Source organism: Sporomusa malonica (assembly GCF_900176355.1).
Lineage (GTDB): Bacteria > Bacillota > Negativicutes > Sporomusales > Sporomusaceae > Sporomusa > Sporomusa malonica.
Map to the genome: position 1 here is coordinate 44,279 of NZ_FWXI01000021.1, position 26,354 is coordinate 70,632.

The window sequence follows — 26,354 nt, forward strand, 5'->3', positions numbered from 1 at the left end:
TCAAGAACCTATCTTAAATCACCGCTAAGGCGAAATAGTAAATTAGCCGTTAGACGTCGCCGATACTCAGCACTTGCCCGAATATCATCAATAGGATTAGCGCCTAGAATCGCCATTTCTCCTGCCTGAGATAGAATTTCGTCAGATAGAACCTTCCCCGTAAGAAAATTTTCTACTTCTGGCAGTATCATAACGGTAGGACCGACACTTCCCCAGGCTAATTTAATATTTTCCACTGTTTTATCAGCGTTTAATTCCAGCATAACAGCCAAACTGGCAATAGCAATGGCCAGTGCTTTGCGTTTGCCAACCTTATAATAAGCAGAAAACGCTTTCGGCGCCGGCAAAGGAATATGAATACCTGTTACAACTTCACCTTTTTCCAGCATTGTGCAACCAGGACCTTGAATAAATTCAGTAATCGGCACACAGCGCTCTGCTGCTTGGCTGCTAATTGCGATCTTTGCCCCAAGAACGTAAAGCGGTGGCAACGTGTCTCCTGCCGGCGATGCGGTACACAAATTTCCACCTAGCGTTCCACTATGCCGGACTGGTGGCGATCCAAGCACTGATAACGCATCATGCAGAACCGGGAAACGTTCCTTTATAATTGGCAGTTCCCAAAGCTGTTGGTGGGTCACACCCGCACCAATAAAAATATCAGTTTCAGTCTCTTCCACTTGCTGCAACTGGGCCAAATGCTCCACAGAAAACAAAGCCGGCGGTTTATTTCCATGTTTTCTAATCTGAACTAAAATATCAGTGCCACCGGCTAATATACGCCCCTCAGGGTATGTCGTAAACAGTTCACTTAACTCTTCCATTGTGCGCGGAAAAAGAACCTCCATTACTCACGCCTCCCCTTAAGCAAGGCAGCTGCCGCTAGCACAGCCTCTACAATTTTCTGGTAGCCGGTACAACGACATAAATTGCCACTTAACCCTGCCCGAATTTCCTCACTGGTTGGCTGCGGATTACGCTGCAGCAAATCTAACACTGCCAGCACCATACCAGGAGTACAGAAACCACACTGCACCGCACCATGATCAATAAATGTCTGCTGCACAATGGCGAAGCCTCCCTCAGGTGCTACGCCTTCAATGGTGGTTACTTCCATACCTTCCAGTTGAGCCGCCAGCATCAAACAAGAAAGACGGCTTGTTCCATTAACAAGTATCGTACAAGCGCCGCATTCACCTGCACCACAACACTCTTTTACGCCAGTAAGTCCCAAATCTTCCCGCAAAAGATCAACTACCCGCCGATCAGACTGAGTCTCTACAATGGTGTCCTTACCATTGAGTATAAATTTCACTCTCATCGCACAGCCTCCTTACCGGCTTGACGGAGAGCCAATAATATTTTTTCCCCAGTCAGCGTTCCCTTGGTAATACGCGTTCCGCTACTATCAGCAACACCATTGGCGATGGCTGGTAAAACGCCGTCGATACTGATTTCACCTGCACCTTTCATTCCATATGGCCCATCATCCTCTGCCAAAGCTACTACCACTGTTTCCATATTGGGCATATCCATAGCCGTTGGCAGAATATAGGTAGAAAAATCATTTGTCATGATCTGCCCCTCTTTAAGAGCAAAATCTTCGAATAAGGCATACCCAATTCCCTGGGCAGCGCCACCTTGGATTTGCTGCTCAAAAACCTGGGGGTTTAGCACGCAGCCAGCATCAATACAATTTAGCAGATCACATACTTCTACTTCCCCGGTTAACGTATCCACCTGCAGCCTAACCAACTGAACACCATAGGAAAATACCCGATGCGGATATCCATGATGACGTAGATTTTTTCCTGTCGGCAACACTTGTTTATTGACTGGACAAGTATAACTATAGGTAGCCGTCCGTTCACTGTCATCCATAAACCCGGCAATCATTTTCAGCGGAACTTCCCGACCAGAAGGCTGATGTAAAATTCGCCCGGGTAATAGTATTAGATCCTCAACACTCAGTTGTTCGAGTAGCTGAAACGAAAACATCAGCAATGCTCTTGCCAGGATTCGTTCTTTCAGGATATTCGCCGCCCCAGTAAGAGCATTGCCATAAGTAAAGGTTGTCCGGCTGGCAGAAGATGAAGCAGAAGGGAGTGTCCTGGATGTATCTGGCAAGACCAGCTCCATATTGTCACAGCCTTGGAAGAGAATATGCCCGACAATTTGCATGTAAGTGGCGGCATTGCCCTGCCCCATATCGACGACACCGCCATAAACACGAATACGACCATCTGGAGAAAGCTCTAGCTTGGCGTTGGCATAATCGGGAATAACCGGCCCAAAACCAACCGCATGATAACAGGCAGCCAGACCGACGCCTCGCCGTTTAAAGGGTGGCGCACTATTCTGCCAGGCTTGCCGTTCACGCCATAGCCGATGTTCCCCTACCTTTGCCAAACATTCTTCCAACCCTACCGTTTGCGTCAGCAGCACTCCGGCAGGTGTCACACTGCCACGGCGCACAGCATTTTTCAGTCGGAACTGCAGGGGATCAAAACCTGCCAATTTCGCCAGTTCATCAACAGCCTGCTCGATTCCGGCCGCTGCCTGTGGTATCCCAAACCCTCGAAAGGCGCTGGCAACGGGGTTATTGGTATAAACAACTGCCCCTTTTATCAATGTATGGGGAATACAATAAGAACCACCAGCATGCTCCATGGCTAAAGCAAGTACCTCACCACCCATTGCCGAATAAGCACCTGTATCCAGCAAAATAGAACAGTCGAGAGCTTGTAAAACACCTTCCCGGTCACACCCTAACGTATATTGCATGACTGCAGGATGTCGTTTGGTTCCAGCTAGAAATCGTTCTTCCCTTGAATACCACATTTTTACTGGTCGTCCAGCTGAATGAAGGGCTGCCAATGCCAAAAATCCCTGTACCGTAATGCCATCTTTGCCGCCAAAAGCACCGCCTAAATACGGCGCCATCACTCTAAATTTGGTCGGTGGTATTTTTAAGGCTTCTGCCAGCTCCAACCGATCACGAAACGGTGTCTGGGTAGAGACAATCATGGCAATCGTACCGTCCTCTTCTAGCCATGCTACCCCGGCCTCGGTTTCAAGAAAGGCATGATCTTGCCAGTTTAGTTCGATTGACACTTCTGCACTAAACGCACAGTCTGCTAAAGCTGCTGCGCCCCGCCCACAGCTAATTTCACCACTAAGCAGCGTGTTACCGTCAGCTCTCCCAGGATGAAGGATTACCGAATTTTTATTCTGGGCCTCTTCCGGATCAAATACGGCAGCAAGTGGTTCATACTCAACCACAATAGCAGCCAGCGCCTGTTCTAACACTTCTTTCGTCTCAGCCGTTACTAATGCAACTGCCTCGCCATAATGACGGACAATACCATCTGCCAATATGGGTTGATCTTTTTCAAAAATACCCAAGCGATTACTACCTAGCACATCTTGACTTGTCAAAACCGAAACGACACCACTCATGCCTTGTGCCTGTGAAATATCAATACCCGTAATCCTGGCATGGGGATAGGCGGCACGCTTGACACCTGCCCAAAGGTAGTTTTCCGGGTAATAATCAGCAGCATATCGTTCTTCACCCGTAACCTTGGTCAATGCATCAACCCTAGGTGCCGATCTGCCGATGACTAGGGGTTCACTGGTTATCGGACGACTACTTTGAAACATGGCTTTCCACTCGTTTAGCCAGCAATTCCTGCAAGTTTTCAATTTGCTTTCTGGTCATTTGGGCATCTCCCTTCCCTTGCTTTGAACTTATAAACTGGTTCCCGTTACAGCTTGCCAATCAATTTCAATAAATTCCTTGATTTTTTTTGCTCGTTTACTATAGAGATTAGCACCGTCAAAATTGGGCGAACCAACTATTTTTTGCATGAAAAAGCCGTCGTCGTCAAACCAACGGGGTAATGCCCCGCCAAAAAAGTACCCGCGTTGGCGCAAAATATCAACTACAGTGCCTGTCCAAGGACGAGTGAGTCTAATAAACACTTGCGTAACCACAATACCCGCTGCTACTGTCTGCCCTTCCACGTCATCAAGATACGCTGCAAAATCGCCACCTGTTTCATCAAAAGTGATCCTTGCCACACCGGCATCGGTAAACATCTGTAGTTCTCCCACTGTTGCTACTTCTGCTGGCAGTATCTCATCTGATGTAGCAAAGGTATGACCGCAATCTGTGTCAGCATAGATTTCTTGCAGCATCTCTTCGTAAACGCTCGGCAAATAGATGGTCTGTGGTCTAGCTTTAAAAGTACGAAAAACAACCAAAGTCGAAACGCGACCACCATTCGTCGATTGAGAATTCGCCTGACTATACGATTCAGCAGGCATCAAATCCATCTCTAGCGCTGTTTCGTGAAATTTTTGCCGCACCGCGGATTGTTGCATAAATAAATGATTACATACCGTTTCGCCCCAAACCTGTTCTAACCCGTATCGCGGGGGAATTTTTTTCATAGACTCACTAATCAACTTCATCGCCATCATTGTCTGACGAAAGTCGTGCCTAACCATCATTTGTCCATGTTCATACAATTCTTTGTTGGGTGGGGATGAGCGGTATAAAGCAACATGTCCCACTACCTCGCCCGCATCAGTACGAGCTACCATCCGGTATGTTTCACCAGCCTCACTCTGACGTATCAGTTCCTCAGGATCATACACTTCCCGCCTTGGATAATTTTCACCATAAATTGCGCGGTACAATTCTACCACACCTAGCGCATCCGCAGGACTAAAAAAATCAATTTCCCAAGACTTTGCTCTAGACTCTTCAGCCATATGACATCCTCCTCATTCCCGCTTATTTATTAAACCCTTGTTCCATACTTGGTAAAGTTCTTTGCAACCGCCACAGCAATGTGAGGGCGATCATCGCTGCGCCCATAGTTGCCAGCGGATGGCTCCAAAACACCCCGCGCTCACCCCAATGGCTGCCAATCCAATAAGCCAGTGGCACCCGTAATACAATGATGTAAGTAAAAGAAACAATCATCATTAAGGCTGGCCTTTTCAGCCCTTGCACTGTGCCATAGAACGCAAATAGTAGCGTAGCAAAAACAATGGCCATGCCTGATGCCTGAATGGCGTAACCGCTTAGTTCTCTCAGCTCCGCCGGAGGCCGGAAGACAGCATTTAACACATGTGGGAACGAAACAAACAGCAGCATGACAGGCAATACAATGCCAAGAGATAATATAAAGAAAAATTTTACGCCGCTTCTAATACGGCGATATTCTTGTTTTCCTGCATTAAAACTAATAAAAGTTGCCAACGCATTGCTCATACCCATGATGGGCAACATAACCATCATTTCCGTACGCGACATCATATTCCACGCACCAACCGCAACTGCTCCAAATTGAATAAGCACTCCATTCAGCAGCATCAAGCCAATCGGCGAAACCAGATAAGAACTAGCAATAAACATTCCCTGACTAGCAATGCGTCTCCAATATTGGATCATTCTCCGTGTGGGGATGACCGTCAGTCGTCTATGCCCAGCCACATGCAAACGCCAACTTAAATAGACAGCAGCCCCAATCTGCCCAATCAAGGTACCAATGCTTGCGCCAGCAGTCCCGAGGCCTAAGCTGAATATAAGGATTGGATCAAGCACCATATTCAGCACATTCCCCAGAATCATTGCCTTCATCGGAGTCACGGTATCTCCTTGGACCATAAACAAGGCCTCAGCAGTCATGACATATCCCATAACAGGAAAGCCAGCAACCAACCAAAAAGTATATCCGTAAATATGATCCATGACCATTGCATCAGCACCCAGAAAAGTAAAAAACGCACGACATAACCCTGGCAGCATGAGGGGCAAAAACCATATCATAATGAGTGTCATAAGTGGCAATATTGCCAAGCCCATCTGCCGGGCATCAGCCTCATCACCAGCGCCTCTATCATGACTGATCAGCACCACACTGCCCATGGCAATTCCCTTACCTAGTGAAAGAGCAATATAGGTTAATGGCACCGCTAAAGAAATGGCGGCTAAAGGCAGTTCACCCAACCAAGAAATAAAAATAGTATTTACATAGGAATATAAGTTTTGAAAAAACAAGGAAACCATTAATGGAATAGCTAACCGAATCATTACTAGTGGAACGGGATCCTCTGCCATATCGACTGCAACTGCCATCTTACCCTCCCAGCGTCCAAACAATACCTTAACTAGAATTCAATAATTTTTCTCAAAACTCTGGCCCTTGTGTATCAGCAGGACTAAAGCTATCAATCTCACCGGACTTTTTTTAGACTCTCCAGTCACAATTTCATCCCTCTTTCTATCTTAGAGCCACTACTATTTATGATTTGTTCAATCTTCAACTGACGAAACTGTCATGTTAAGATTAAGCAAATCAATCGCAAGATACTGCGGCGCAAATAACGGCTCACGATCAAGCCATCCCAGCGGCTGCAGCAGATAAGTCATAACCTCATTAGCCAATACAGTCCCTGCCATGTTAGCCCCTACTGCCGTGGTGGATAATATCCCTTGCGCAAATCCCTGTTCAATACGTGCCCTAATTTCCGGGTGAAAGCTTTCTGCAATCATCATTGGCAAAATACCTCCATTCCGCCCCTGACGCTCAGCCATACTCCAAAATGTTGCTGGAGTCATGCCGTCAGGGTGATGATTTACCAGCAATGCCCCAAAACCAATAGCGCCTGCAGTAAAAAGAGGAATACCCATCCTGGCACTTAACTTCCCGCTTTTTTCTTTAACGTCTTGACCTTTCTCTGCGTCGATGACGCCAATATATGCATCCGCTCCTTGCAAAAATCCCTCAATATTGTCGACGTTGATTCCGTCAGGATATAGTTCCAGCTCAATAGCCGGATTTATAGCGTGCGCCCATTCCACATAAACGTCTAGTTTAGGGCGTCCCATAGTAAACGCAGTCGCTCCTGGCTGGCGGTTCATATCAGGAGGATCAAATATGCCGTTTTCTGCTAAACGAAACCGGCGAACCCCCGACCGTACCAAGGCTTGAAAAGCAACCCCACCAACGCCTCCCAATCCAGACAAGGCTATGTACGAATGCGCCAAAATGTCTAATCCCTCTTTTTGCAAAAGCGGCTGTAATCTGTTAAGAAAATCCATGTTTTTTTCTCCTTTCTCTCATATGTATGAATGATTATTGCCTTAAAATTTAAATAATTTTTCTCAATGCTCTGATAAACCCTTCCATAACCGGCACAGCATGCAGAGTAACACGAATATGATTGGGAAACCGGAAACCAGTCATGGTACGCACCATGTAACCCATACGCATTAGTTTGCGATAAGCCAATGTATCACTGAAGGGCAGACGAATGATGACATAATTACCTTCACCGCAAATATAGTGTAGTCCCAAAGCATCCAGTTCCTGCTTCAGATATTCCTTGGACTCTCGCACCAATACCCTTGTCCGCGCAACATGACCACCATCATCAGCTAAAGCCGCAAGAGCTGCGTCTTGGGCCAAAGCATTCACCGAATAAACAATACAGGTGCGACGAATGACATTAACTATGTCAATATTGCCTGCTAAATAGCCAATACGCAGTGCCGCTAAGGCATACATTTTAGAAAAAGTACGAAAAATAACCAGGTTAGGATATTCCTTAATCAGACTCATCCCATCAGGAAAATCCGCTGCCTCGGCAAATTCGGCATAGGCTTCATCCACCACAACAATTTGCCGTCCGTTCACCTTGTCAAGAAATGCCCGTAATCGTGTATCGCTCCAGTATGTCCCGGTCGGATTATTGGGATTGCAGATAAAGATAATTTTCGTCCGGTCATCCACCGCAGCCAACATAGCCTCATCATCAAAACCATACTCTTTGAGCGGTACCAACCGGCTTTCAAATCCAGAAAATTCGGCCACCCACTCATACACAGCAAACGTCTTATCTGCGGTGATAATATTGTCACCCTGCTGACAAAAAGCCTTGATTACAAAGGCAATGACCTCATTGGCACCGTTGCCGACAATAAAAGCATCTGGCGATATTCCATAAATCTCGCCTAATCGCTGCCGCAAATGATAGGCATCCCCGCTGGGATAAATAGCCGCCCGTTCTGGTTCAAAACGTCTGATGGCTTCTAGTGCCTGTGGCGGTGGCCCGATCACATTCTCATTATTGTTCATACGGCATAGCACCGGCGAATTATACATCTGTTTCAGCACATCATCAGGTTTACTTGGGATATATGGCTCAATTTTATGGATATATGGCGGTACTAACTGTTTGAGGGGAGGAAACTGGCCTGACATATTATTCTCCTCCCGCATATTGGAATACAACTACATCACCCTGTCCACCCCATGGCAAAACGAAGGAAGGTGCAAAACCTGCTGCTCTAAGATCTGCTGCCAGCAGGGCCTCTAGTTCTTTACCAATGTCCAATTCAAAAAACATTGTTGACACGCCCTGTTGTCGCAAAGAGGAGACATACTCCCGTAAAACAGCCTGAGCATCTGCCCCAACCACCAGCGCAGAAAGGACGGCCTGTTTTTGGTTCCGGTCCACTGAAACGGCAAATACTGAATGAGGGACTAGTTTTTCACCTGCTTGTTCAACGGAAATGATGCTGCGGGGCAAAACAAGACGTTCATAACATTTCTCCACAAAACCTTTCAATGAGGAGTGGACAAAAACCACCATTCCTGTATCCTCTTCTAATTGCCGATACAGCACAGTGTAATGGCTCACTATTTCTTCCGTAGGGATAGACTGAGGCAGACCAAGTTCCTCAAAATAATCTACTGGAATTTCCTTTGTCGGCTGTCTAACTACCATACTGACAGCACTGGAACGGGCTAATTTTTCCAGAACTTTTTCCACTAACAGTGTCGCCAGTCCTTCCTGAAAAACATAAGGCCCATAGGCTTCCACCAGCTTGCCATTCCACTTCCATAACATACCACCGCCCACATTCCCTTTGCCATCAAGAGCCAATACAGCCTCATATTCACCACTGTCTACCATATCAACAACCTTACCAGGAAAGCGAAAGAAATCAGGAGCTGCTACGCCATAACTGCTAATTACCTGCTGCGCAAACTGCTTCAACTCTTCCCGCCCGCCAGCGTCGATCGAATAGTTCCCCTTGGGCGGCATTGCCAATTGGGCTGTCATCTCAGGATACTGTTTTTCCACTAGAAAATATAAACCCATTTCCTTATCTTGTTCCAACACCAACTTAAATCGATCCACCATGCGGGCTGCTAACAAAATACCCATCTCTGCCAAAAAATCCTCATCTTCTATATCTGTAGCAGCAGTCTTATTCATGACTTTTGTTGGTAGCGCTTGAGGTGAAACTAAGCAGACAATCTCAACATAATACCCGCCTGACCTGGCAATCAGACGCATATTCTCGCTCTTTCCCGCCTGAGCCGAAATAAAGACAAATATTTCTTCTACTGCCAAACCTAATCGCAGGCTTCTAGCATCATCTAAGCCAAATGCTTTAGCCGCAGTTTCAGCAAACCCGGTCACCAAGGGCAGCATCTCCATCGCCAAAGGTGTTCGTAATTCCACCACTTTATGCTCTTCCATAATCAATCTCCCCGTTTACTGTTTTCTTTCAGTACGATGGATACAGACTATACTTTTATCGCAGCTTTCTAAAAAACAAACCTGTTTCACCACTACTTGTCCCAAGCTGAACGCCATAATAGCCCTGTTCTAACAGCTCAATCTGTCGTGGATAGTCATAGCTGGCGGCAAAAATCAATTTCTTATCCACCGCTGTGATCGGAGTATCCATATCTCGGTAAAATATATAGCGCCAAATCCTTCTGAATTTAGGCATTAATTTCACAACAACCATATTCAGTGAGAATTTATCGCTGATGCTTGGATAATTATGGGGAGATACGATGGAACACATAGTAGGGAACGGTCTTGATGCCTGCGCCACCCTTAGAAGATGAACCCCCATATGTTTTTGCAGCGAATTACCGCGAAACTCAGGATGAACAACACACAATGCCAAGTGCGCCGTTTTGCCATAAGAAGACCTGTTGCACAGTAGCGGATTATTCGGATCACCCTCGTGATGAAAATACATCACCCGAAAACCTACTAGAGTTCGATCCACAAAGACTCCGGCCACAATTCCGTCTTGACCCAAAAAATCTACGACTGTTTCATTGGCATAACGCCAGAGCATATCTGAATCCTCTATATTTTCTACCACAAAGTCGTATAGTTCTAACACACTGGGCAAATCGCTCTCTTTTAATACTCTCATCGTATAGGGATACCACTGCTTGTTTACACGGCTTCTAATCCGCCCTGTCACCAACAGCTGCTCTTCAGGCACTGTCAAAAACTTCACTCCCTTATTTAGTCAAGATTAGGTGCTCCTAGTGTTCTTTTATACCTCCCTACAGTAACCACTAGGAAGATGATAATTGCAAATAGATAAAGCAGTCCAATTGCGCCAACGCCCTCTTGTGTAACACCAAAACCCACTCCCCAAGCCATCATCATTGGCCCTAGCATTTGTCCCAGCTTCTTCGTCATACTAAATAAACCTAAGGCTGTTCCTTGCCCCAACATTTTAGTGGCAGGAAGACTAAGCAAAAAGGTGTTTTGCGCAATAAATCCAATGCTGTCAGCCACTCCAAACAGGAAAATCGCAACAAGGGCTGCCATAATGCCACCTTTTAGAAAAAAGACAAGCATTGCAAGAACACCAATACCACTGGCTACCGGGATAATCATCGTAAATTTGGATTGATTGGTAATGTAGCGACTAAATAATGGTCCCAAATAAACAATACTCACACCATAAATCATGAATGCACGACCAACGTTAGCAGTAGACAACCCCAGACTACTCGAATACAGCGGAAAAAAATAATTGAGAAAGCCTGTTAAACACATTGCCGAAGGAATGGTAATCAGTAAAATCAGCCCACTTACCGTCCCATCGCCCAAGAAGTTCTGCCACTGTCCGCGATTCACAGGCAGTTCTTCTGTTGCTTTCACCTTCTTCGCTTGGTCATTATCCTTCGTAAAGAAGAATGCAAACACAGCAACTACTAATAAAACTATCACAGCAACAAAAAAGACGCCTGAATAATTAAGCCTCGCGGCGAGCATTGCTCCTAGGGAACAGGCACATATATTTCCGGCATAAATTCCAGCACTTAACCCCGAAAATCCTTTTGCGCGGGCTGCAGAGGATGGAAGAAGGGCAACATATCCGCGCATCGCCATCCAGGCGAACCCATAGCCAATACCAACAATACCTCGAGCGATGATAAAGACGATACTATTCCAGGCCAATCCTGATAATACTGCGCCGGTGCCAACTACCGCTAAGCCAGTAAAGAAAGGGAATCGCCAGCCTTTTTTATCGATAATAGCTCCGGTAACAATCGTCATTAAACCGGCACATAACATTTCCACCGATATAGGTAGTCCAATCACTGCATTCTGCGACAACCCCCATATTGGTTGATATAAGTTTTTCATTTGCATGGGAATAAAGGAAATTGATAAATCAGTTGCTAAAAAAAACAGAAATGCTAAGGGTCTAATCACAGCCGCCCGAGTATCTGTCTCGCTGCTTTCTTCCTTAGAATCATTGACCTTTACTTGGAGGAGGATAAGGATAAAAACAAGGATTTCAACCATAAAGAAAAACGAGACAAAGGCAACAGTGATAATATCAAGCAATAGTTCTTGTACTTGCTTGTCCAGATATGCTTCTGAAAGAACAATAGTAAGCTTATAGCTAACTCCGTTACGGTCAGCCATCAGCGGCTTTTCGTATTTATAGTCCTTGGCAATGGTTTGATTGGTCTCATTTGAAACCGCTGCTTTGTATAAAACACCATCCTGGGTATCAATTATGTAAATTCCTTCCAATTCAGGAACAGCACGAATGACCTTTGCCAACCATTCACCCACTCCTGACAACCGGGAATAAGGCACACCCCGATCGATCACACTGTTAATATCATGACTAACAATTTCAGCCGTTATCGCTGTATTTTTCTTAACAATATCAACGTAAATTTCTTTAAAATTACTATTATTAATAAAACCAAAAACCATTTGGGTAGTTGCTAAAACAGTTACAAAAATAATCAGGAAACGTTTTCGGCGTATCATCCCTCTTTCATCCAGCACCGGAATAATCCGTAAAAGAACGATAAGTACTAAAGCCGCGCCAAAAGCAAGCCCGATCATTGTTTTAAAAGTCACACTTATAAATTGGGATATTCCCCTGTCTACTACACTCTTATCGAAAACCATTGCTAAACTGCCAATAAAGTGCTCATCCCTATTCTGTATCGGCAGAAAAATATGATATTTACCGCCTTCGGGCACCATTATATAATTCTTGTTCCGCAAACTAACACTACCATCGGCTTGCGCCTTTAACTTACTAGAAATTACAGTGTTAACTGTTCCCTCCTGCAAACTGTACAGCATTTTTCCATCAGGATTGATGATGCGAACATCATCCAGTTCCTTGGCAAAGTTTCTCGTCTTAGCTAGAAGTTCTTTCATTCCATAAAAATTATCCAACGGTTTTCCATACTTAACGGCATATTCAATAATTCGCTGGGTCTCACCGCCAGCCACAGCATAGTTAGCCGCAACAGAATCTATATAGTTTTTTTCCAAAGAAACGACAGTAAGCCAACCGTTAAATCCAAGTACGATAACTACAAGTACAATGGAGATTGCAACAATCCGCCCAGGTATGCGTTTCATTATCCGCACCCCCATAACCTAATTTCACTATTTTTTCTTTTCAATTTTTTGGTAAATTTCATCAGTCACTAAAAAAACCTCAAAGGGAGGATTGTAGCCCACTTTCTCTGCAACTTCCAAGTTCAATACAATACTTGGTGTATTTTCAAAAACCTGAAGCAAGTTGCGCGGTTTCTCACCATGAAACACCTGAGCCATTGTATGTGCGGCAAACTTACCAAAACCAACAAAATCTGCCCGATACACGCTAAGGAGAGCACCATTCCTTACTTCAGCAACGCCCATCTGCGCAAACGTTGGAATATGTTTGCTGTATAAAGGTGCGAACAACTCAGAGAGTTCTGTCACGTCACGATCAAGGTATAGCGAACAGTACACAGCATCTACCCCTTCGTCGACTAGTGTATTGTACGCATTCAGCATTTGTTGGCGATGAGCTTCTCTATTGTTTTGCTTGTCTTTTACAGAAACACTGGCAATCGTAAAACCACGTTCAGCGGCTACTTTTTTTACATCCTCCAGTGCTGCGTATACTCTACCTTCTGGGGAGTCGTCATAAACCATACCCAATTTTTTGAAGGCAAAGAGATCATGAAATATTTCGATTTGACGCTGATAGCGAGCAGGTTCCATATGCGCCCATACATGATCCCGCCCCGAATCACTCACACTTTGAATAATTCCGGCCTGTACAGCATTACTACTGGAGAATACCAACATGGGCACTTTATGTTGGTCATTGGCCAGCAGTTGTCCCGCTCCAGTGCCCATAACCAAAATCATATCAATATCCTGCCGCTCATTAAGCCTCCGAATGATCTGCTGCGCGGTTGCTGCCCGCTCGTCTGCGCTCATTTTTTCCAAACTATAATAGGCATCAGCAACAAACTCTATATACCTTCCCTCACTGTGCTGCGCCAGCCAATCCCACATCATCCGCGATTCTTTCTGCCCCTGGGTGTATGGCAGCCCCTGCGCATTTAACCACCCAAGCTCAGCCAAACCATTAGCCAAAGCATGTAACGTACTAGCGTAATTTACGAATTCTCCCGACTCGCAATAAGCAATGCGCCAAGGTTTCCCATTATTCGTATGGGGAAGTTCTTTGCCATCCTTACCATTTGATATTTCCCCAGGAAACATGGTGAAAATGCTTAGAAATACCACCACGGAAACCCAAGTTCTTTTACTCATTTTCCATATCTCCACCACTGCCAAAGTATCGTAAAACAAGTATTGTAATATCATCAGACTGGGGAGCACCATTGGCAAAGGCTTTCACTTCGGTAACAATAGACTGGGTAATCTCCTTTGCCGCAGCGTTCCCAACCTTTGTTATCGTATTTTCTAACCGCTCTTCGGAAAACATCTCATTGTTGTTATCCATAGCCTCAGTAACTCCATCTGTATAAATAATAATCGCATCACTTGGTGATAGGTGGATTTTTTCATTACTGAAAGAAAAATCCTCCATGATCCCTAAGGCGATTCCTCTTTGGGGATTTAACATCTGAACCAGTCCATTTTTTCTATATAGATATGGCTTGTTATGGCCCGCATTACTAAATTCAACTTCACCCGTCCGGATATCCAGTATGCCACAGAACAGCGTGACAAACATGGTCTCATCATTCCCTCGGCACAACTCATTATTGGTGTGGTATAAAATATCAGCACTACTGATCCCCACCCCGGCTTTAGCCTGAATTAGTGTTTTTGTTACAGCCATAAATAAAGAGGCTGGAACACCTTTTCCCGAAACATCGCCGATAACGAAGCAAAAATGGTCATCATCGATATAAAAAAAATCATATAAATCTCCCCCTACCTCCTTAGCCGATTCCAAAATAGCAAACACCTCAAGTTCTTGGACATCCGGCGGCACTGGAAAAACCTTAGGAACCATGCTCATTTGAATGGTTCGCGCCACAGTCAACTCATGTTCTATCTGTTCTTTAATGTTTTTATTTCGTCTTTCCTCTATCATGTTTTTTACAAAGAAGAAAAAAATTGAAACTGCAACCATATTGCCGATAATTAATGGCAGCCGAACTTGTTTTTCCAGAATAAACGCAGCTTCAATGCTGGGAGCAAAAATAAAAGTTAGTCCTGCAGCAAATAATTCATAAACTACTGTGAAGACAACAGCTTCCTTTACTCCAACTACCCCGTCTTTTTGACGATACTTGGAATATATGCCTGAAAATACCCCGGCCAATACTAGCGCAAGCACGGCTGATTTCCAGGAACCGATAAGCCCCCCTTGAAACAGTCGATCTGCCGCCCCGATTAAACCAGCCCCAAGACCAACCACCGGTCCGCCAACCAGTCCCCCGATAATCGGGCCGCTATGCCTCAAGCTCACTAGGCCGATATTAACCGGAATAGCGTTAATCCCGGCGTAAATCGAGAAAAAGCCAAACAAAACAATTAATATTGCGATATCCTTTTTTCGTGCTGTTTTTTCCAGCATATCCAGATTTGTTCCAGTACGTATGACTAAATAGGCAATCACCATCATTACACATGCAGTATTGATTACCGACATCGTTAGAGTATCTATTGTGTTTTGCATTAAACTCCCACCTCATTCTCCTAAACAATCCCCGAATTAAAAAAGCGAAGCATGATATTTTATTAAAGTTAATCATACTTCGCTTTCATGCTAAAGCTACCTTATTAAAATGCTTGTATAGCTTGCTCTTCACTATTACAAATCTTAAACAGCTGACTAAATCCAGCCATATCAAACACTTCCTGAACATAAGGCTGCAGTCCGCATAAAACAATCTGTCCACCTGATTTTTTTACTATCTTCAAGGTTGATAGAAATACCCGCAGACCCGCGCTGGAAATATATTCATTTTGCGAGAAATTACACACTATATTCTTTGTGCCGCCATTGACTAGTTCTGCTAATTGCGCTTCCACTGTTTTAGCATTAGAGGCATCTACCCTCGGTATAATCATAATTATTTTAACGTCTAACACCGTCTTGAATTCCACGTTATCCACTCCCTTACTTAAATTAAACTATAGTTTTTTTTACATCATTCATATGTACATTTTTTCTATTTTCGCCATTAAATGCTAATTTCCTCTATTTTATCTCACATCAATACCCCAACGATGAACTTTTACATATTGTCATTTAGGAGCAAAAAAAAACCACGTTCGCAGACTCTAGTCATTCATTGCTGCTTACGTGGTATTATTGATAGCTTTAGCTATTTGTAAAATTTTCCGGTTTAGTGTTTTTTCTTTTCCAACGCTTCAAGCAGATATTCATTAAGAATCCTTATATTTGTGCCTTTCATTCCAAGCGACTTGGACTCAATCACCCCTGCACTCTCAAGTTTTCTCAAGGCGTTGACAATGACCGACCTGGTAATTCCGACACGGTCGGCAATTTTGCTGGCCACAATCAAGTCCTCATTTCCATCGAGTTCACTTAAGACATGCACTGCCGCTTCAAGTTCGGAATAAGAAAGCGTATTCAAGGCGACTTGTACAATAGTTTTCTTACGCGTTTCTTCCTCTAATTTATCCACCCTGCCCCGAAGCAGATACATACCAAGCATTGTGGCACCAAACTCAGCCAACATAAGGTCATTCTCAGTAAATTCAACATGAAACTTTGCAATGACTAAAGACCCCAGGCGCTTACCAATTCCAACAACGGGAACTACAAGTGAGTACTTTTCACCAATAGGACATTTCAGTTGCTCACTAAACACACAACACCCGTTATCAAGACGAATATTGGTGGTAGTCTCACGCACACTTCGCAGTATTTTCATGTACTCTTCCGGAAACTGACTTTGTTCTAACACGTCTTCCAGTATGATTCCGCATTCAAAGCTTTCATGCAAAGCATGTCCGAGAATTACACCATCTTTGTCAACCAGATAAACATTAGCTGCAATAAACCCGCTGAGCAGCTTGGTAACCTTATTGTAATCCACTTTCTCAGATTCTTGCAGCAGTTGATTGATTTCCCTCGTCTGTTTTAATAATATTGTCACGGCACAAGCCCACCTTTCCCTATAATAATTCTATGTGTCTGAACTGTATTGATCCTTTAAGGTTTGTTCTTAGTATCACCATCCTGATTTTTTTCCTGTTTACTATTCTATTTCTCATAAACATACAGAACTCCTGCCTATCCAACAGGATTTGGCAGGAGTTTTACTATTTTTCGCCATTACCAGTGATTTGATTAATGGAGGGATACATAAGCCCCTCCTTTCGTATGAGGGGAATAGGTCAAGCTTTTTTCGCCCCTGATATCATGATCAGCCCGATTGCGACCAGCAGTACAAGAGTGGAGTAACCGGTCATGGCCGCCTGAAAATCAATCAAATCAGCTGCCTGGATTATTAGCAGGGGACCAAAAAAATAACCGCTGCCCCAAAACAGATAATACGCCCCAGAAATCGTTCCTTTTAAAGAGCCTGGTACCGTTTCATTCAGGTAGGCCATTGAGGCAAGACAAAAAACGCCCATGCCGAAACTTACGACCGTGAGTACCAATAAGATCAACGGAAAGCAGTAAGCTGGCATGACAATGAACCCACCGGCGACAGTAACCAACCCCAAAATCATGAATATATTCCGGCCGAATCTGTCCGACATCGGCCCGATAATGATTTGAGAAAGGCTGATCGCCACATAGAACAAGGAAAAGAACATGCCGATCTGGACGGGGGTGAAGTTCTTCTCTTCTACCAGAAACACGGGAATATTTGTGTGAAAAATCCCATAGGCGGCTCCGTATAAGGTAATCCCTGATAAGGCAAGCAGCGTTTTCCGGTGTCTTATCAGTCTGAGTACGGCTGGAATATCGAACTTGCTCATTGCCTGATATTCCTGCTTAGAGGAGTTATCCACCAAAAGGTAAATGGCAATCGCACCCGCCAGGCACCCAACAGAGTAAACCAGAAATACGGCATTGCTGTTTACGATCTTCACCAAGACTACTCCCAGGATAGGCCCCAAGGCAAGACCACTATGCATGGCGGCGCTATATATCCCCATGACTTTCCCTTTGATAAGAGGAAATCGCAGCGACAGCAACGCCGGCGCCAATGCCCAGACTGGTGCTTCGCCAATGCCTTGCAGCAGCCTGGCGAAAAATATCATATATGAACTTGCAGCATAGTAAAACACTAGGCCGGTAAGAGAACACAGCAAGTAGCCAAACACAAGCAGCGGCTTAAACCCGATTCTATCCGCCACTCTGCCACTGGGAACTTGGAGCAACAGGTAGGAAAAGGCAAAGGCTGACGCTATATATCCGACTGACCGCCCGTTTCCATCAAAATCAACGACACGCTGCGGTAGTTGAGGCATTACCATGCCTACTCCGACCATCATCAACACCACCGCCACAATCAATCCTAAGAGTGTATTGTCCCGAAGCATTCCTATCAATCTCCTTTAATGCAACATATTTTTCGGAGTTGACGCTGCTTACGGGTTGCGGTGAGAAAGCCATATTTATTTTTTTATCCTCGCTAAGCACTGACGTCCTCCTTATTTGCTCCTTTCGAGCCTGGGAGGAATGCCTATGATTTCGTGTAAGTAGGTAATCCTTCCGGCTAGAAAAGACTGGATTCGGATTTATCGCTACTTACGGGTTGCGGCGGCGAAACCCTCGCTGCACAACAGACAGTCATAATTTTGGTTTCCAATTCATAAAATTTCGCCACACTAAAAACTCCTTTTATAAAACATTTTACTTATATTTACATTATAGGTAGCAGCTTCTAGCCTGTCAATGTACTCCCTTTTTCTTTTTTGCTATGCTAAATCTCTGCTCTACTGAGTATTTCCTGGAACAAACGGACTTCTTCTTGCGACACGTTCGAATGCGCAAAATCAGATCTTACACAATCCTTAATCAAGATTTCGCTATAATTGCTCAATCCGTATGCTACGCTGGCGCTTATTATCTCTTGGCGCAATGTTTTTGCTGGCTCAATAGCTCCTGGCGGCGTTGCCGGGTCTTTTATAACCGTATCAAGAAATTCTGCGCGCATAGCATGATGCATTTCTGCAACAATTGCCGCATCGAGGATTTTATAGCATGCGCTTTGAGGAATGCAGACATAAGTCCGGCAACTTGCCGGTCGTTCCTTATAAATAAGACATCTCGCCAATCCGTCCAGGTGACGGCATTTCTTGTTCCCGGCGACCATGAATACCTCCAGTTTATTTTGGCCTGCGTCAACAAACAGTTTTGGAATTATGCGTTCAACCTTTCCTTTGGATATCTTTTTAGCGCTGATACTGTCCATATTGATTTTGAATCTGCCTTTACAGCAATTTTGTTTGCATTTATCGCATGGCAATGGATTCTCAGTCAAAAACTCATCGACAGCATCAAAAAAGTCCTGCACAGTAGAGTTATTATGTAATCCGATAATATCTACTTCATTTTCTTGGTTATAAAATAGTTTCAATTTGACCATTCCTTTCTATAAGAGAAGCACAGGAAGCACGAAAAGAAGAAGAGAAGAAGAGAAGAAGAGAAGAAGAGAAGCACAGGGACGTTCATTTTGCTTCCTACGCACTCATTGTAAAATTGCACTGTTTGCAGGTTAGCTTAAAATTATTATATATGGAAGCAAGAGGAACGTCACCATAATATTCTACATTACCACATAAAAAATCCGCCTTATTCCATAATCATCGGAATAACGGCGGATTTTTTGCTTTTCTTTATGACGCCGATAGTCGTTTTTTTGGTCAATCCAGATAGGGGCGAGCTTTACTTCTGGGGTCATTGCCCGGTTAGGCTTACCAGCAATTTTAAGAACGTTCGGGTTAATGGTTCCACATTTAATTATTTGTTTATTCCTGGACATGGTTAGCACCTCCTATGCTAATATCATTATAATCTACTAATGGTCTTTTGACAATTATCAATAATGTGCTATTACCAAATAAAGGATTATAATACATCCGAGAGAGAATATGTTAGTGAATAAGCATTTCGAATAGAGGTGCTCGAAAGGAGAATTAGTTTGGACTCAAAAAAATTATTAACCTACTGCCTAACTAAACCAGGTGCTATCGAGGATTACCCTTTCGGCCCTGATGTCATCGTTATTAAAGTTGCCTCCAAGATGTTTGCCTTAATGTCACGTAGGAATGACCAGGACAATCTTTCACTAAAATGTGATCCTAACTATTCAGAGATATTACGTCAACAGTATCCCAGTTTAACTCCTGGATATCACTTGAACAAACGCCATTGGAATACGTTGCTGCTTGATGGTAGTATACCAGAAAACGAAGTCAGAACCTTAATAGATCATTCTTATGATTTAGTATATAGATCACTTCCCCGGAGGATGAGGGCAGGAGCCCAAGGAGAGTGGTAACGTAGTACAAGGTAAACTTAAGTAGAAGCCGACTCAAACAGTTTGAGTCGGCTTCTACTAACTCTGCTCACTAATAATCTCATCCGTCAACACTCGGTTCATGCCGGTTATTATAAGCATATCAAGTACTGATCCGGTAGCACCTCTCATTGAGAACGTAATTCCCCTACGACGTCCTTCAAAAAGCATAGCGGCGATTACCCCAATACCTGCTGCATCTATATGCCTAGTATTCACAAAGTCAAGGCAAATCTCTATTTTCTGAGTTACTAAAGAGGTAAGTATCTTATTTCGAATTGTGTCAGAATTAACCGCAAGGCATTCAGGTCCAATATCTACTACTATTTTGCGATTGACAGCATTCATACTATCCCCCTAATTATCTATTCTTCCTATCTTCGTATTTGATTATAACAGCTCGGACATCTTTTCTACATTACTTGCAGCTTGTGCAAGCTGCTCCATAGCCGAAGATATTTCTTGTGAAGCAGCTGCCTGTTGTTCTCCTAGGCTTGAGGCCTCTCCAACACCGGCAATAATTTTAGAAGATTGGGCCTGGATATTGTTTATAATTGCTTTTATTTCCTTAACCGCTTGACTACTATTGACAGCCATTTTGCGTATTTCCTCCGCAACAACTGCAAAGCCTCGGCCATGTTCTCCGGCGCGAGCGGCTTCTATGGCGGCATTCAAGCCCAGTAGATTAGAATTTGCTGAAACGTCACTGACAAATTTTAAAATATCATCCGTTTTGTTTATTTCTTTCATTACACTTTGGCCTAAACTATCTAAGTTGTTTAAAGTATGGAAAAGCGTAGAAGCTGTTGCAGCTAGTTCTTCCGAAGTTGCAGTCATTTCTTGAGAAGTTGCCGCAATTGTTTGGGCGGTATCCTGCAATAGTTGCTGGCTTGTTAAGCTAATAAATAGTGCTATGGCTCCGAGGACCTTACCGTCTTCAATAATGGGATAACTAATCGATTTTACAGTATCGCCATACATTTCTTTCGGTAGAATCCTTGTAACCGTTTTTTTAACAGCCAGACTTTCTTGTATAGCGCCTCCCTCCCGCGCTTTACTGCCTATATCCGCTTTTATTGAGAATGTCTTTGCATGAGATATACCAATGAAAGTGCCGTCTGCATTAGTAACGAGTACTTCGCAGTCAATCGGGAAAAGTGCTTGAAATATTGGGCCGGCATAAATAAGAGAGTCTAAACTAGACATAGAAACCTCCGCAACGCTTATTTTTCTTGTATCTGGCTATTAGAAAACGGCTCTCCAACCACTATTTCTTTTTTACAATGCTCTTCTTCGAGTTCTTTTACAATTCGCGGTAAATCTTTAAGCAGCTCTTCTAATTCTTCTATAGATGTCTCACCAGTTAGCTTTTCGTCGCTCATTAGGTAGTCACCCCAGTCATAAATTTACAGCTTGGTTTCCAGGTCTCTGAACACCTCATTTCAAAAAAAACTACCAGGCTGCATTCAAATTGCAACCTGGCAGTCATTGACTTGTGTCTTTAGACCCATGGCTTTGCGTCCCCCCCTTTCGGAAGGTTTGCCGATACTAATTTTGTCATAGACAAGATTCTACATAATTTTCTAATATCCTTCGTCAAAGAGCAATTCCACGATTATATTTTTATTTAATTTTGCATTCTTCTAATCACTCGTTAGCGATTATCTTGCCTTGAATCACGCTATTACTGATACTGGTGATATTTACTCGAATATCACGCATATTTTCCAGTTCTGTTGCCAAAGTTTTCGTCGCTCCAGTATAATTAATATCTATTGTTGCCGTACCATTACTATAGTTTCTTATATATACATTTTTGATGCCTGTTATTTGACGTAGTTGCTTTTCCAAAGTATTAACCTGAGAATAATTAGTAAATCCCGCTATGATTAACTGCACACCCTTTTCCGGATTACTTGCAAAATTCAGTAACTGTTGCACCATATAATTTCCCATCAGGTTTCCAGCATTGTTTAATGCTTTTTTGGCAGACATCAGTTCCGTAATGTCGACCCCTCCCGCTTGAGAGTTGTTTGTGGCGATTATTTCGCCATTATCAGTTTTAAACAAACGTGCTTCAACTCTTGCCCGCGATGAAAGTATGCCGCTATCTTGGATATTGCCGACATACTGACTAAAAGCTTCGCCTATAATAAGATAGTCAACATCAAGATTAGCCACTACAACGGCCACCGCTTTCGCATTTCCACTTGCTATCGACTTTACATCGCTGGAATATCTAATTCCCCGAATCTGGTTTGCATCAATAACCCTTGTAAAACCTGCGGCCAGCAACCTCTGAATAATAGCTGCTTCAGCCGCTGGATCAGAAATAGGAGACGCATTATGATATTCAGGAATAATAACGGCGATTCTTGGATCTCTAATCCCAACTTCAATTAACTTTAGGCGTTGCAACTGACTCATTAACTCAGAGTTTGGTGCAGTATCGACTATAACTTTTGCTGTAATGATAACCTGCGAGTTACTCCAGTGCTCATTGATAATGTCATAGTTCTGCACAAAGCCACGCGCCCGTGCATATATCTCATCCTTGATCACTGCCATGTTACTCACCAACGTTTCCGACTCCACTAAGGTTCCTACAGCTTGCTCTATTGCCTGGCGAAGCGCGTCGCTAATTGCGTCAGAGCGGGTAGCACCATAGCCAGTGACAGTGACCTCTCGGGCCAACACACCTCCAGTAAAACATATTAATATTAAACTAATCAGCAATATACCCACCGCAAGTTTCTTCAAGTCATGACACCACCTTTTAGTTTATCAACAACCAACCAAAATTTCCTTGAACTTCTCCCAGTTACAATACTATAGTTGAAAAAAAAGCTACCTCGGAAGGTAACTTAAAAAAACTTTCGTATACAATCAAAAATTATAAACCCGTTAACGCTCCATCCTGCTATTGTACCAAAATCGTAATTCCGGTTAGAAAAATCTTCTGCACATACATTTCCCCGTTATCGACCAGCCTAACTTTTACCAAGTTCTGCCCGTGAAAGGTGCTCGGAAGGCTAATTTGCTGACGATCAAGGCGCGCCTCATTAGCTTTATCTTTTACTGTAACGACGTTGATCGTGGTCTTATTGTTAATATTCTGAGCCCATTTGGGGAACCAGCCAGTCCCCTTGAGCCAATCCCTAATATCTTCATTTCCAGTAAGTTCTTTTTTGTAATAAGCACCACTTGAACCGAAAAACTCAATATAGGCGAGACTTTCGCCCCCCAGTTTCCCCCATTCCGAATTAATTAGGGTATATACCATTACCGGGTTAGGAATATCCATGGGTATCTCCAAAACTTGCGCGTTAGGACCGACAGCTCGGGAGCTGGCCCAAATATTATTTTTTTCTGTACCAATGTAAAACGGTACGCCGCCTAATAGAATATCACCCTCCGGCATCTGCTCAGCTACCAGATAACCCATGTTCCGCATCCGCCAATTACAGTGGGAAGTAATATCCAATACATGATATACTCGATCGCCCAGATACTTGATCTGGGAACGCTGCTGGTCTCGCACTGAGTTAAGTGTACCTGGTTTTGTACTCTCATTTCTTTCAGTGGCAATCTTAGAAGCAAGTATACGAATCTGCTTAGGGATATCATCCGCATTTGCCACCTCAATAGAGGCTACCCTCATTACAGAGCCGTTTATAGTGTCTACTAGTCGTGCATCAACTTTGATGGTTTTTCCCCACTTTGTTACGCTGCCTGTTACAACCGCCTGGACACCATAAATGCGGCCGATACCCACTGCTGTTTCATTATCTATAATACCTGTCAATCCCAATGATTGTTCTTGGAGCACCTTTTTTAACAGTACTTCCCGTGCTTTTAATTCGAACCGACCTTCCTCTCCCAACGCTGTAATCATCCATTCAGCAATGATCGCACCAGCATCTTTGATATCGAGGTCGCCCTTTACGTCAAACTCCACAACGCCTACCCTTAATTTATCCCCCACATCCGCAGAAACAACAGATTCCATCCAACCGCAGGCAATAATGGCAACAAGAAAACATAGCCATACTTTCCCTTTGATTACTTTCATCACTCTTGTCAGCCTCCAAATCATGAGATACGAACCTGGTTACGCCTTTTTTTCTTCTATTAACTTGTATTTCTACATTTATGTTCTGATACCTTCCAGTAAAATCCTTTTGGTAGAATATCGAACACGTATATAGTCTTTTCCTGTCAAAAAATATAAAGGCCCCCGGTTTCCCAAGAGCCCCTCCTTGTTAAATTAACCTGCCGCACTGCTTTGTTTCCATTTTGTCAGACCTTGGCTTGAGCAGTCTCAATACGCTCTCAACGACCCTTATTTTTTTATTAGTAACTGGCAAATAGCTGCACACCATAGATAGTACCGTTCTCTCCTGGATATAAACCTACTCCGACATGAGTATACCCGGAATTGAGAATATTGGCGCGATGCCCGGGACTTTTCATCCAAGCCGCTTCCATGTCTGCAATGTTATAATTGTAGGCAATATTTTCACCTGCTGACCTGTAAGCAATTCCGTTCGCTTTAAGACGGTCAAAAGGAGATTGCCCTTGTAGATTGGTATGACTGAAATAATTCTTTGATACCATATCGGCAGCATGCTTTCTCGCCACTTGCGTCAGCCGCGAATCCGCGATAAGCCGCGGTAACCCCTGTTTTTCCCGGTCATTGTTTAATAGGTCAATGGCTTGCAACTCATCGTGGGTAATGGTTGCGTTTGGGTCACTACTTTTTGGGGAGCTCGTTTGATTCGGTTCCCCCCAGATTAGATGAGCGCCGTTAACGCACATGCCAAACTTAGAAAAAGCAACTGTACGCAGCTTGGATCCTTGAGGACACGGCTCGCCGTCATAGTATTTAAACTTATCACTAATTACCGTCCGTCGAATCGCATTTTCCTCACCGTCGCCGTTCCATACTGAACTATAGATATAAGCGTACGAAAGACTTGTTGAATCAGTAAAATTGTAGTCTTTAGTAGCACCTGCCGGCACGTTGTACCAACCTCTACATACCCACTTATTCACATTATCATCATGATATAGAATCGAAAAAGCTTTTGCTTTGTCATAATTATTTGTGACCGTAAGCTTGAATGCCTCAGCCGGCGGCAGAGCAGTAACAGAAATTACCGTAATGATAAATAAGCCAATTACCAGTTTGAGTATCACCTGTGTAAATGCTTTCATTCCCATCCCTCTTTTGCTAAAAGAATCTTTCTCTTTATAATAAAACTAATTTGCTCATAAAGATACTATCCAAAAGTATATTCTTTCCGTACACGATAAGAATCATTATTTTGTCGACTGCAAATGCCATTAGGATAAAGAAGGATAATAAGGCAAAGAGGGTGAAATAAACAATCTGAAGTATTGGAATTTGGACAGGTGTAAAAGATGGGACATAGTTTAAAGCTGCCGCAAGCTCAGCTTACGTTTAGAAAGCCCCTGCCAGAGGCAACGCTGTTGATGACTGCAGGCGGGAGACCGCCGGAAAATAAATGGATTCTGAAGATAGCAAAAGGCTTCCCTGTATGGTGTATTGACAGTGGTATCCAGATTTGTCGGCAAACCGGTATAACACCAGCACGAATTATCGGTGATGGTGACAGCGCCAGCCCGGAAGCGTGGGCTTGGGGGAAGAGTCTGGGCGTTCCGGTTGAGGTTTATCCGGAGGATAAGGATTATACCGATCTTCAGCTTGCTTTGCTTAGAGCGAAAGAAATGTATGGTACGGCTACCGCGATTGTCTCCGGTGTATGGGGAGGACGGTTTGACCATGCTTTTAGTAACATACAATCATTAGCCGGTTGGGAAGCACTTGGTGTTAAAGGTATTGCCGCCGATGAGTCTGAAGTCTTGTTATTTTTATCTGACCAGGATACAGTAAGGATAAAAGCTGAGGTAATGCCTGACATCATATCCCTGATTTCCTTATCAAACTGCTGTTTAGGTGTTACGATTGACGGTGTGCGCTGGCCTTTACAAAAAGCCGAACTCCAACGCAACCTACCCTACGCAATTAGCAATCAGCCGTTAGCCGGTTGCCAGGAAGTATCTGTATCAGTGGATGAAGGCTTATTGGGAGTTTATTTACAATGGCGACAGGAAAAATAAGAACAAAAGTTACAAAATTTATATATTACTTGTCGTGTGAATAAAATAGTGTTATAG

25 protein-coding genes and 1 riboswitch are annotated in these 26,354 nt (G+C 43.7%); of the genes, 2 read left to right on the top strand and 23 right to left on the bottom strand.

All coding sequences use genetic code 11. From position 1 onward, the window contains the following. Positions 1 to 8: 8 nt before the first annotated feature. From B9A22_RS19450 to B9A22_RS19530, 17 genes are all read right to left on the bottom strand, one after another. Positions 9 to 848, bottom strand: coding sequence for an FAD binding domain-containing protein (locus B9A22_RS19450; protein WP_084577601.1), 840 nt, complete (start codon positions 846 to 848; stop codon positions 9 to 11). Then, a complete protein-coding gene (locus B9A22_RS19455; protein ID WP_084577602.1) occupies positions 848 to 1,321 on the bottom strand; it encodes a (2Fe-2S)-binding protein in 474 nt (157 codons plus the stop codon). The genes B9A22_RS19450 and B9A22_RS19455 overlap by 1 nt, the downstream gene beginning before the upstream one ends. Then, positions 1,318 to 3,663 (bottom strand): xanthine dehydrogenase family protein molybdopterin-binding subunit, encoded by a 2,346-nt coding sequence (locus tag B9A22_RS19460; protein ID WP_084577603.1) that lies wholly within the window; start codon positions 3,661 to 3,663, stop codon positions 1,318 to 1,320. The genes B9A22_RS19455 and B9A22_RS19460 overlap by 4 nt, the downstream gene beginning before the upstream one ends. Before the next feature lie 87 nt (positions 3,664 to 3,750). Further along, positions 3,751 to 4,779, bottom strand: a complete 1,029-nt coding sequence (locus B9A22_RS19465) for a hypothetical protein (RefSeq protein WP_084577604.1) — start codon at positions 4,777 to 4,779, stop codon at positions 3,751 to 3,753. Between the two features lie 22 nt (positions 4,780 to 4,801). Next, positions 4,802 to 6,151: an MATE family efflux transporter gene (locus tag B9A22_RS19470; protein WP_084577605.1), complete on the bottom strand. Its 1,350-nt coding sequence runs from the start codon at positions 6,149 to 6,151 to the stop codon at positions 4,802 to 4,804. 177 nt (positions 6,152 to 6,328) lie between these two features. After that, positions 6,329 to 7,117: a ThiF family adenylyltransferase gene (locus B9A22_RS19475; protein ID WP_084577606.1), complete on the bottom strand. Its 789-nt coding sequence runs from the start codon at positions 7,115 to 7,117 to the stop codon at positions 6,329 to 6,331. Positions 7,118 to 7,166: 49 nt separating this feature from the next. Further along, positions 7,167 to 8,279, bottom strand: a complete 1,113-nt coding sequence (gene hisC / locus B9A22_RS19480; protein ID WP_084577607.1) for a histidinol-phosphate transaminase — start codon at positions 8,277 to 8,279, stop codon at positions 7,167 to 7,169. A 1-nt stretch (position 8,280) separates the two neighbouring features. Next, positions 8,281 to 9,567 (bottom strand): hypothetical protein, encoded by a 1,287-nt coding sequence (locus B9A22_RS19485; protein ID WP_084577608.1) that lies wholly within the window; start codon positions 9,565 to 9,567, stop codon positions 8,281 to 8,283. Between the two features lie 55 nt (positions 9,568 to 9,622). Next, positions 9,623 to 10,342 (bottom strand): GNAT family N-acetyltransferase, encoded by a 720-nt coding sequence (locus B9A22_RS19490; protein WP_084577609.1) that lies wholly within the window; start codon positions 10,340 to 10,342, stop codon positions 9,623 to 9,625. A 17-nt stretch (positions 10,343 to 10,359) separates the two neighbouring features. After that, a complete protein-coding gene (locus B9A22_RS19495; protein ID WP_176215610.1) occupies positions 10,360 to 12,747 on the bottom strand; it encodes an MFS transporter in 2,388 nt (795 codons plus the stop codon). 27 nt (positions 12,748 to 12,774) lie between these two features. After that, positions 12,775 to 13,941: an ABC transporter substrate binding protein gene (locus tag B9A22_RS19500; protein ID WP_176215611.1), complete on the bottom strand. Its 1,167-nt coding sequence runs from the start codon at positions 13,939 to 13,941 to the stop codon at positions 12,775 to 12,777. Beyond that, positions 13,934 to 15,322: a SpoIIE family protein phosphatase gene (locus B9A22_RS19505; RefSeq protein ID WP_084577612.1), complete on the bottom strand. Its 1,389-nt coding sequence runs from the start codon at positions 15,320 to 15,322 to the stop codon at positions 13,934 to 13,936. Before B9A22_RS19505 ends, B9A22_RS19500 begins: the two co-directional genes overlap by 8 nt. Positions 15,323 to 15,426: 104 nt before the next feature. Beyond that, positions 15,427 to 15,753, bottom strand: a complete 327-nt coding sequence (locus B9A22_RS19510) for an STAS domain-containing protein (protein WP_217805997.1) — start codon at positions 15,751 to 15,753, stop codon at positions 15,427 to 15,429. Between the two features lie 242 nt (positions 15,754 to 15,995). Further along, complete coding sequence (gene codY, locus B9A22_RS19515; protein ID WP_084577613.1) at positions 15,996 to 16,772, bottom strand: GTP-sensing pleiotropic transcriptional regulator CodY; 777 nt, start codon at positions 16,770 to 16,772, stop codon at positions 15,996 to 15,998. A 241-nt stretch (positions 16,773 to 17,013) separates the two neighbouring features. After that, complete coding sequence (locus B9A22_RS19520) at positions 17,014 to 18,171, bottom strand: MFS transporter (RefSeq protein WP_084577614.1); 1,158 nt, start codon at positions 18,169 to 18,171, stop codon at positions 17,014 to 17,016. A 383-nt stretch (positions 18,172 to 18,554) separates the two neighbouring features. After that, the gene (locus B9A22_RS19525; protein ID WP_176215612.1) at positions 18,555 to 19,211 is read right to left on the bottom strand and encodes a YkgJ family cysteine cluster protein; all 657 of its coding nucleotides are present in this window, start codon (positions 19,209 to 19,211) and stop codon (positions 18,555 to 18,557) included. Positions 19,212 to 19,400: 189 nt separating this feature from the next. After that, positions 19,401 to 19,616 carry a hypothetical protein gene (locus tag B9A22_RS19530; RefSeq protein ID WP_084577616.1) on the bottom strand — a complete coding sequence of 72 codons (216 nt, stop codon included), beginning with the start codon at positions 19,614 to 19,616 and terminating at the stop codon, positions 19,401 to 19,403. A 138-nt stretch (positions 19,617 to 19,754) separates the two neighbouring features. On the opposite strand from B9A22_RS19530, the gene B9A22_RS19535 reads away from it, so the two are divergent. Further along, positions 19,755 to 20,135 (top strand): MmcQ/YjbR family DNA-binding protein, encoded by a 381-nt coding sequence (locus tag B9A22_RS19535; RefSeq protein WP_084577617.1) that lies wholly within the window; start codon positions 19,755 to 19,757, stop codon positions 20,133 to 20,135. A gap of 57 nt (positions 20,136 to 20,192) precedes the next feature. On the opposite strand, the gene B9A22_RS19540 is transcribed toward B9A22_RS19535, so the two are convergent. The 6 genes from B9A22_RS19540 to B9A22_RS19560 all read right to left on the bottom strand — a co-directional run bounded on the left by B9A22_RS19540 (position 20,193) and on the right by B9A22_RS19560 (position 25,370). Next, a complete protein-coding gene (locus tag B9A22_RS19540) occupies positions 20,193 to 20,501 on the bottom strand; it encodes an STAS domain-containing protein (protein WP_084577618.1) in 309 nt (102 codons plus the stop codon). A 42-nt stretch (positions 20,502 to 20,543) separates the two neighbouring features. After that, positions 20,544 to 21,359, bottom strand: coding sequence for a methyl-accepting chemotaxis protein (locus tag B9A22_RS19545; RefSeq protein WP_084577619.1), 816 nt, complete (start codon positions 21,357 to 21,359; stop codon positions 20,544 to 20,546). A 17-nt stretch (positions 21,360 to 21,376) separates the two neighbouring features. Continuing rightward, on the bottom strand, positions 21,377 to 21,535 hold the full coding sequence (locus tag B9A22_RS25595) for a hypothetical protein (RefSeq protein ID WP_176215606.1): 159 nt from the start codon (positions 21,533 to 21,535) through the stop codon (positions 21,377 to 21,379). An 87-nt stretch (positions 21,536 to 21,622) separates the two neighbouring features. Beyond that, positions 21,623 to 21,707, bottom strand: a riboswitch (cyclic di-GMP riboswitch). Positions 21,708 to 21,800: 93 nt separating this feature from the next. After that, positions 21,801 to 22,913, bottom strand: coding sequence for a hypothetical protein (locus B9A22_RS19550; RefSeq protein WP_084577620.1), 1,113 nt, complete (start codon positions 22,911 to 22,913; stop codon positions 21,801 to 21,803). Positions 22,914 to 23,073: 160 nt separating this feature from the next. Beyond that, entirely contained in the window at positions 23,074 to 24,225 is a 1,152-nt protein-coding gene (locus tag B9A22_RS19555) for a CsgG/HfaB family protein (RefSeq protein WP_245824071.1), read from the bottom strand. Between the two features lie 281 nt (positions 24,226 to 24,506). Next, positions 24,507 to 25,370: a CAP domain-containing protein gene (locus B9A22_RS19560; protein WP_176215614.1), complete on the bottom strand. Its 864-nt coding sequence runs from the start codon at positions 25,368 to 25,370 to the stop codon at positions 24,507 to 24,509. Between the two features lie 207 nt (positions 25,371 to 25,577). Between B9A22_RS19560 and B9A22_RS19565 the strand changes: the two genes are divergently transcribed. Further along, complete coding sequence (locus tag B9A22_RS19565; RefSeq protein WP_084577623.1) at positions 25,578 to 26,297, top strand: thiamine diphosphokinase; 720 nt, start codon at positions 25,578 to 25,580, stop codon at positions 26,295 to 26,297. The last annotated feature ends 57 nt before the right edge of the window (positions 26,298 to 26,354 follow it).